The organism is Paenibacillus sp. Marseille-Q4541, assembly GCF_018310695.1.
Taxonomy (GTDB): Bacteria; Bacillota; Bacilli; order Paenibacillales; family Paenibacillaceae; genus Paenibacillus.
This window is the reverse complement of record NZ_JAGXCY010000047.1, coordinates 20301-28187: the sequence shown is the minus strand read 5'-3', so window position 1 is coordinate 28187 and position 7887 is coordinate 20301. Positions and strand designations below refer to the sequence as shown.

Below are 7887 nucleotides of genomic sequence, written 5' to 3'. Positions count from 1 at the left end.
ATATAAAGCAAATATAGAGGATCAAGGGGAAAACACTTACAATACTTTTAAACGAGTTATAAATCGTGCAGCTTATATAGAAAATGAATTAGAAAAAGATTTGTATGATTTTAATGCAATGGAAATAGAACGAGTTTTAAGATTATTCAACCATAGTACACTCAATTCTGTTGAAACTACATTTAGCGTAATCAGTTCTTATTTGAGATGGGCCATGGAGGAAGGGTTAAGAAAAGATAATATTAATCCTTTAGATATTTTAAGGGATAGAGATTATCTGAAAAAGTTTATCAACTCCAACGTTAAACGATTGTTTACAAAAGATGATATCAACTCAATAATGAGAGACGTGAGGAACCCACAAGATAATGCTCTTATTGATGCCCTGTTTAATGGGATAATGGGTAAGAAATATAGTGAATTATTAAATCTTACTAAGTATGATATTGACGAAACGAATAATAAGTTGAAACTTAAAAATGAAATTAACGAAAAAGAAGTTTACACTAGGGAAATAGAAGTAGATAAATCACTTATTAGAAACTTATTGAATGCTGCAGAACAAACCAATTATTATAAAGCAAATGGTAGTCCATCAGAAGGCACAAGGAATGCTATTCAAAAGCTCCAAGAGAGTCCCTACGTATTCAGAACTGGAAGATCTGGAAAGTATAAACAAGCCGAAGAAGGAAAAGCTCATTCTGCATTGGTGTCTCGTAGATTGAAAACAATAAGCGAATACTTTGGATTCCCTGATCTTACACCAATAAACGTAAGAAATAGTGGAATGGTTTATATGGCTTATCAATTATCCGCAGAGACTGGCAAACTCGCTGTAAAACACAAAAATTACATTTACGAGCGTTTTGGTATATATACAAGCGAGAATGATAGACCTAAATATCACTTAGCGCAAGATTTCTTAAATATAGAAACAGTAAATTTACTATATGGAAATGACGATGAAGAATAAGTTGAGAAACTTATTCTTTTTTTATTTTTATTGTATTGACATCCATATACTACCATGATATATTATCGATATAAGAAGTACATTATTTTTATTTCAAAAGGAGACACGACACTGATGTACGAAATGTTACTTAGTATATTGATATCAATGATTGAAGGATTCTCTATTTTGTATCTTATATTGCACATGTTTCGAATGAATCCGAGGTTTTACATACAAGAGATTCTATTATGCAATTTTACAATTTCAACCGCATCCTATTTTATAGGGAAAAATGAATCACTAAGTAGTTATACATCACTAATGAATATGGTAATGCTTCTGATCTTCCTGATTCTAGTTTTTAGAGTATCTCTGCTGCATGCAATTTTAGTGAATATTCTAGGATATATTGGTTGCTTAGGAGTACAGTATGTATTGATTTATACACAATCATTTGTCACAGGGATAACATTGATAGAAATACAAACAGATACATACTTAGGGTACATTTATCAAGTAATAACTGCTGGGGTATTTATATTATTGGGCTATCTACTCAGTAGAAAGAATATTGGATTCACCTTCATTCCTTTTGATCAAACATTTAAATTTAAACTTTCAAAACTGAACAGCTTAGTTTTATTTCTAGCAGTAATATGCGTTGGTGTTGCTGGTTCAATACTAAGCATACATAGTATGATTATCGGTCTAACACTAGTATTAGTTCTATTTACTTCAATATTCGCACTAGCTATTAAAAGTGAGGTGAATGGTGGCCTTGATAGATAAAATTAGTATTGAGATAGCAGACAGATTAGAACATAAGAATAATATGCCTCCAAAAGATATAATATTTTATTCTGTGAGCTTTCTGATCACCAATATCTTATCAGTAATAATATTAATTCTGATCGGTCTAACTACAGGATGTTTAAATGAAATTTTATTAATCACAGCAAGTTTTGCAATTCTCAGGAGAGTATCAGGAGGGTTCCATTTTTCAAAACCTGACTTATGTGTCACAGTTTCTGTCTTGATTTTTACATCGTCAGCGCTTTTTATCTCTAGCATCACTTTCATTGCTGACTACCTAGTGATTATAAACTGCGTATCTTTTATTGTGCTATCAGTATTTGCGCCATCTAATTTAGAAGGAACATCAAGAATAGATAAAAAGTGGTACCCATATCTAAAAATAATATCGTTAATTTTAGCGATCATCTCTTTGATAGTTAACGATCCTTATGTTACTGCTGGTATTTTTCTACAATCTATTAGCACAATTCGCTTGAGAGGAGGTGAAAAGAATGATTAAATCCGTTAACAATAAAGTTTGGGCGCTAGTTGGTATGTTGTTTGTAGCGATTGCAAGTATTGAAACTCAAACTGGAAGCTGGTTGCTTATTGGAAATAAACCAGTGCCACAAAGTATGAAAAAGTAAGTAAATAAAACAATACATATCTCCCTGTTTAAAACAGGGAGAACACTGTGTTAATCGAGGTGAAGTCAAATATGAATGAACGAAGTAACAACGAAACAAAAATAATCGAAAAAGAAGTAAAAATAATCCCCGTCAAAAGACGAATGGGAAAAAACTTATTAGGAAAAGATGTCTTAGGTGAAATAGAATGGTTGAAAGTTAACGAAATTCAGTGTGCCATATCGCTTAATAACTCTAAGACTAAAAAATCAATTTTAGTCTTACATGTTCAAGAGAAAGAATACCAGTCTGTGATTGGTGTGGATGATACCATAGCATTACTACAAAACGAAGATGATTTTTTTAAAACAGATAGAGGATTTGTAGCGAATCTGAGCTTTATGCCACTGTTAGATGAAAAAAAGCTCAAGCTCTTTTATGTGATTGGGGATAAAAGAATTGAACTCAACATAATGTCTGCGAACTTAGATGCTTTAAAAAGTATTATGCAAAAATTTTTAGAGAGGTAAACAGAATGACTAAATAAAACTCGAAGTTACGGATGACCCAATAAACAATTAATGTATTGCCTTAAATTAGAAATGATCTTATAATAAGAACAAACGTTCTGTTATTGATATTTTTAATCTGACAAAAAACGACAATAAATACTTGTATAAGGATATATTGCTTTAAATGTCAACAAAAATTGACGCATCGGCAATCTCTGTTGTATAAATATCCCAGAGGTTATACAATTATGTTAAAGTCAAATACGTACTTATGTAGTTGTTTTTCGATTATATTGTAGGATGTGAATTTCAAAACAGCTACTTACTTACTATACGGGACAAATTGATTGCATAAAGGGGTCATACAGATGAAAGATGATTACTTCGAGGAGCTAGGAATAAGCAAGAAAGCTGTCGCTTTACGAGAGAACATCAACTATTTTTATCCAACAGATAGTAAAATGGTTGAGTTCAGAGAATTATGCACAGGTATGGATGAAAGAGAGATCAAGCGTTTTTTGGACAAGCATAGGCTTATGCTGTTAACGTCAAGAAAGAAATTGACGGAAGAAGAGTTTGTTATTCAATACGGCGAGAAAACAAAGACTGAATTTTTCTCAGATCTGTTCCTGCAGAATGTAGAAGATTTTCAGATGCAATACCTTAGAGTTGATGATCCAATAGTGATATACGAGCAATACATAATACATAGCAACATAGATCCCACAATTGGATTTTATAAGTTTACGACGCAAATATAACCCATACTGTGCCGGGCATTCCCGGCTTATAATTTAAATTAAATAATAAAAATAATTTAGTTGTTGACAATATAAAGAATGCGATATAAGATGAAATAGTACCGAATGGAAATATTATGAAACAATAGTTTTATGAAGAAATTGACTTCGTAAAACAGAGTATAAAGAAGTATGAGTGAGCATAAAAGAGTATAAAATGACACGTTTGGCAGCGTGATTATATAAATCATTAGTGATTTTGAAAAGGTGGTGAACAGGATCAACGACAAGCTGAGAAGTCCTCCCGAGAGAGGAAGATCGCAAAAGGGAACAGAAAAACGAAAAATATAAACTCAAGGGAGATTGATTAAATACATATGGCAGATTATAAAATTAAGGTAAATAAAAAACACCTAGGTAAAGAATTTAAAAGTGGTTTTCGGTATATTGGCAAAGTTAGCTCAGTGAATAAAAAAGATCCTGTAACTGATAGTTGGGAAAAGCAACCTATCTACACTGAGACGTTAACTAAAACAAAGAAACCACGAAGAGTACTTCAGTTTGATATTGAAACCGCAGAGAGCAATAAACTTAGAGTCGAGTTAGCTGGTATGGAGCAACAATATGCTTATGCATATAGTAGAAGCGAGAATAAAACGTTGCGCTTAGACTGGAAAGACCGTTCCAATAAGGAAGCATTCACTAATGATTCATATCATGCAATTGAAGTTGATTGGGATAAATCAGAGAGACTAGGAAAGCTTGTACAAGAAGATGAGTGGTATGAAGTAAGAGGCCAATATCAATTCGATACATTCACACCTGAAGGTAGCGATGCTGAAAAAGTGTTCATCAAGCGAATCATCAACTCAGTTCGGCCAATCAAAGATGGTTTGTTAGTGAATGATGATGGAACAACTCAAACAGTGAAGCATTCAGGAGTAGAATTTGATTATGTCACAGATTTTAAATCTTCAGAATTTAAAGAAGTAAACTATGTAACAATGCAAGTTGGTATTAGAAGTACATATCAGGACGATGTAACAGGTGATACAAAAGTAAATGCAGTATTCCTTGACTACGGGAAAGAGAAGTCAGAACCTAAAGCAGTTGAGATGATTGTTTATCAAACAGAAGCAGTTGAAGGCAAGAAATCACTAGCTGATGCATTTGCTTCACTTAATACATATGATTTTATTGAGATTACGGGTCAAGACAACAATCGTGCAACATTCACTTATGTTGATATTGTTGAGAAAATTGATGAAAGCGATCCTTTCAGTGACGTAGATGAATCACAGAAACTAATTAGAAAAGAAAAAGTAACCAATGGAGATAAAAAAGGAATTGAAGTAACGGGGTATGTAACAAATAGCCTTATGCGTGAACTATTGACTGAAGAGGAATTCAAGAAGGCAGCCTCCACAACTACCGAAGATCCTTTTAGTAAAGTTTCGAGTAATGCGACTAGTAGCGATGACCAAGATCCATTTGCAGTTTAATAAATAAAAATAATTTACATAATAATTTAAACACTGGTGGTCTCAAATAGGCCACCAAGTACATAAAACAAAATAAGGGAGAGATTTATTTAATGAGTTGGAGAACTAAGGTTACAACTAATACACCTAAAGTGGAACTGCATAGCATCGATTCACTTGTTGTAGGTTCATATAAAACAGGTAAAACGCGTTTGTGGAAAGAAGCAACTGAGATGCATTATGCAAACCCAGAAGATGTACTACTTCTTGCTTTTGAGCCGGGATATGAAACTTGGGAATTAGAAAGTATTATCCCAATTCACAAAGAAGGGTCAGACGAAGAGCTATGGAAGGTTTGGGAGTACTTCAAAAAAATAGTTGTTCCTGGACTAGTGAAAGAAGCAAAAGAAGGAAGAGTAACAAAATTACTAGGTATTGATACCGCAGATCGTTGTATTGATGCAGCTACTGCTTGGGTTCTTCGCGACAGAGCTAAGCGATATGGGGTGCCTAACATTGTTTCATTACAAGCACTGAATGAAGCATCTGGTAAGGAAGAGAACGGTTATACTGCATTATATGAAGAAATGAAAAAACCATTTGATGCTCTGAAAAATGCTGGTTATGGCAAGATGAGTTTGGCTTGGACTAAGGAGAAAGAAACAACGCTTTACAATGGAATGAAATATAACTCAATCGAGCTTATGATGCACTCCACTGGACGTAAGATCTTTGAATCTCAAGCTAGTTTGATTGCTTGTCTCTTTAATGAAGTAGTTGTTTTAGATAAATCAGGTAATGAAATGAGCGAAAATATCAAAGATAAGAAGAAAAGAGAAAAGGGTAGTAACTTCCATGAAACAAAGACAGTAATGGTATTCCGACCTACAGAATATATTTCTATTGCTGGTGGCCGTTACACTAATCTACCTGAAGACCCAGTAGATTATAGTGCAGCAAATTTTCTTAAAGTGTTCGAGGAAGCGGTTAAAGGGCAACTTAAGAAAACAACTAAGTCTGTAGAAGAACTTAAAGTTGAGCAAGAACAAGAGCGTGAAGAGGAGGCAAAAGAATTTGCTGAGCAAGTAGAAAGCAAAGCAACAGCAGAAGAATTAATTAAGAAGATTGACGAACAGAAAGTACGATTTACTTATGAACAACTTTCAAATCTTATTGTTCCAGAGTTTAAAAAGATTCTTGGTACTCCAGCATATCCAAGCGTAGACAATGCGGAAGCGCTAGAGAAAGCACTAGAGTTCATCACTAACTTTAAGATCTAAATACATAGATTCGGATCAAAGACAGATATCATCAAAAATCATGGGAGTCTTAAATGGCTCCCTTAAAAGGAGAACTTAAATGAAAATTAAAATCAACTTATATAGTGGTGAGACATTCTTTACAAGTTTGGAATCCTATGAGGATATTAAAGAACTTGCTTATGATTTGGAAAGTTATAATGCCAGATATTTATATTCTAACGATTTTATCATCAAAGCAAGTGATATTAAAAGCATAGTAAAAGTTGTTGAAGAGCCCAAGATGAGTGAACCAACGAAAACCTTTAATGAAGTTTTCAGTGGTATTTGTAGCAACTGGAAGTATTACACAGAAGCTCAGAAAGAGAAAATAATTAATAAGCTTGCTGGAGAATAAATAGTCTCACTTAATAAGTAGCTAAATTTTAAACTAGGAGGCTGATTATGGGGATTATCCTATCCCTGCTACTAGCATTGTCGTTAAATCAGGCGGAAGTTGAAAATGCTAGGCAAGCACAGGAAGCAAATAATACTATTGATGAGCAGCAAATAAGAATTGATATGTTATCGCAGAGAGTTAAGCGGTTAGAGAAAGAGAAGCAAACACTAATACATAGTAAGAAAGAAGTAAAAACAATCAAAGTTAGTAATGAAAATAATGATAATAACAATAAAGGTTATGAATCATATACCGTAACTTGGTACACATCAGGTTATGAATCAACAGGTAAGACATCTGGAGATTCGGACTATGGAATTACCGCTAGTGGTGAGAAGGTTAAAGAGGGTCGTACATTAGCATGTCCTAAGTCTTTAGAATTTGGAACGAAAGTCTACATTAAAGAGTTAGATCATACATATACCTGCACTGATCGTGGAGGAGCAATTAAATCTGGCAGACTGGACATATACATAGATAGTTTGAAGCAAGCTTTGAAGAATGGAAAGCAGAAGTACAATGTGAAAATTATAAAAGAAGGTGCATAGATGAAAAAAGTCTTTTTACTTGTTGGTCACTCTGGCTCAGGTAAAACGGAAATAGCAAAGTGGTTTGCTGATAATGGGTATGATGTTCTGCAGTCATATACAACTAGGCCACAACGTTATGAGAATGAGTATGGTCATCTATTCTGCTCAGTTGAGGAATATGATCAGTTTAAAGCGAATGGTGAAATTGTAGCGTACAGTTTGTTTGATGGAAATCACTATTTTAGTACGAAGGAGCAGTTATACGAAACAGATTGCTATGTAGTTGATCCAGATGGAATTAATGATTTGAAAAGTAAGATAAAAGATATCGAGTTTGTTACTATCTATATCCAGGTTGATGAAGACGAAAGAGTAAACAGGATGTTAGCAAGAGGAGATAGTGAAGAAAAAGTAAATGGTCGCTTAATAGTTGACGCTTTAAAGTTTATCGATCTTACATTTGATTACGCAGTGAGCAACAAGGATTTGAATAAGACTTTGAGTGTTATCAAGTATATTGTTGATGTTGAGTTGGAGGATAAAAAGTGAA

General features: G+C 33.6%; 11 protein-coding genes. All 11 read left to right on the top strand.

Going from position 1 to position 7887, the window contains the following annotated elements; genetic code table 11:
• A partial coding sequence (locus KFT32_RS25090; protein WP_211750114.1) for a phage lytic cycle repressor MrpR family protein occupies window positions 1–973 on the top strand: 973 nt, incomplete at its 5' end.
• A gap of 417 nt (window positions 974–1390) precedes the next feature.
• Entirely contained in the window at window positions 1391–1744 is a 354-nt protein-coding gene (locus tag KFT32_RS25085; RefSeq protein WP_211750113.1) for a hypothetical protein, read from the top strand.
• Entirely contained in the window at window positions 1734–2270 is a 537-nt protein-coding gene (locus tag KFT32_RS25080) for an accessory gene regulator B family protein (RefSeq protein ID WP_211750112.1), read from the top strand. The genes KFT32_RS25085 and KFT32_RS25080 overlap by 11 nt, the downstream gene beginning before the upstream one ends.
• Entirely contained in the window at window positions 2263–2397 is a 135-nt protein-coding gene (locus KFT32_RS27515; protein ID WP_283246470.1) for a hypothetical protein, read from the top strand. The genes KFT32_RS25080 and KFT32_RS27515 overlap by 8 nt, the downstream gene beginning before the upstream one ends.
• A gap of 71 nt (window positions 2398–2468) precedes the next feature.
• Window positions 2469–2906, top strand: a complete 438-nt coding sequence (locus tag KFT32_RS25075; RefSeq protein ID WP_211750111.1) for a hypothetical protein — start codon at window positions 2469–2471, stop codon at window positions 2904–2906.
• 350 nt (window positions 2907–3256) lie between these two features.
• The gene (locus KFT32_RS25070) at window positions 3257–3649 is read left to right on the top strand and encodes a hypothetical protein (protein ID WP_211750110.1); all 393 of its coding nucleotides are present in this window, start codon (window positions 3257–3259) and stop codon (window positions 3647–3649) included.
• A gap of 356 nt (window positions 3650–4005) precedes the next feature.
• A complete protein-coding gene (locus KFT32_RS25065) occupies window positions 4006–5130 on the top strand; it encodes a hypothetical protein (RefSeq protein ID WP_211750109.1) in 1125 nt (374 codons plus the stop codon).
• A gap of 92 nt (window positions 5131–5222) precedes the next feature.
• Window positions 5223–6389 (top strand): AAA family ATPase, encoded by a 1167-nt coding sequence (locus tag KFT32_RS25060; RefSeq protein ID WP_211750108.1) that lies wholly within the window; start codon window positions 5223–5225, stop codon window positions 6387–6389.
• 79 nt (window positions 6390–6468) lie between these two features.
• Entirely contained in the window at window positions 6469–6765 is a 297-nt protein-coding gene (locus KFT32_RS25055; protein ID WP_211750107.1) for a hypothetical protein, read from the top strand.
• A 47-nt stretch (window positions 6766–6812) separates the two neighbouring features.
• Window positions 6813–7355, top strand: a complete 543-nt coding sequence (locus tag KFT32_RS25050; RefSeq protein WP_211750106.1) for a 3D domain-containing protein — start codon at window positions 6813–6815, stop codon at window positions 7353–7355.
• On the top strand, window positions 7356–7886 hold the full coding sequence (locus KFT32_RS25045; protein ID WP_211750105.1) for a hypothetical protein: 531 nt from the start codon (window positions 7356–7358) through the stop codon (window positions 7884–7886).
• The last annotated feature ends 1 nt before the right edge of the window (window position 7887 follow it).

What these genes read in the sequence shown, in the direction of transcription:
- KFT32_RS27515 (WP_283246470.1), top strand. Translation starts at nt 2,263, where the DNA reads ATGATTAAATCCGTTAACAATAAAGTTTGGGCGCTAGTTGGTATGTTG.
- KFT32_RS25075 (WP_211750111.1), top strand. Translation starts at nt 2,469, where the DNA reads ATGAATGAACGAAGTAACAACGAAACAAAAATAATCGAAAAAGAAGTA.
- KFT32_RS25070 (WP_211750110.1), top strand. Translation starts at nt 3,257, where the DNA reads ATGAAAGATGATTACTTCGAGGAGCTAGGAATAAGCAAGAAAGCTGTC.
- KFT32_RS25065 (WP_211750109.1), top strand. Translation starts at nt 4,006, where the DNA reads ATGGCAGATTATAAAATTAAGGTAAATAAAAAACACCTAGGTAAAGAA.
- KFT32_RS25060 (WP_211750108.1), top strand. Translation starts at nt 5,223, where the DNA reads ATGAGTTGGAGAACTAAGGTTACAACTAATACACCTAAAGTGGAACTG.
- KFT32_RS25055 (WP_211750107.1), top strand. Translation starts at nt 6,469, where the DNA reads ATGAAAATTAAAATCAACTTATATAGTGGTGAGACATTCTTTACAAGT.
- KFT32_RS25050 (WP_211750106.1), top strand. Translation starts at nt 6,813, where the DNA reads ATGGGGATTATCCTATCCCTGCTACTAGCATTGTCGTTAAATCAGGCG.
- KFT32_RS25045 (WP_211750105.1), top strand. Translation starts at nt 7,356, where the DNA reads ATGAAAAAAGTCTTTTTACTTGTTGGTCACTCTGGCTCAGGTAAAACG.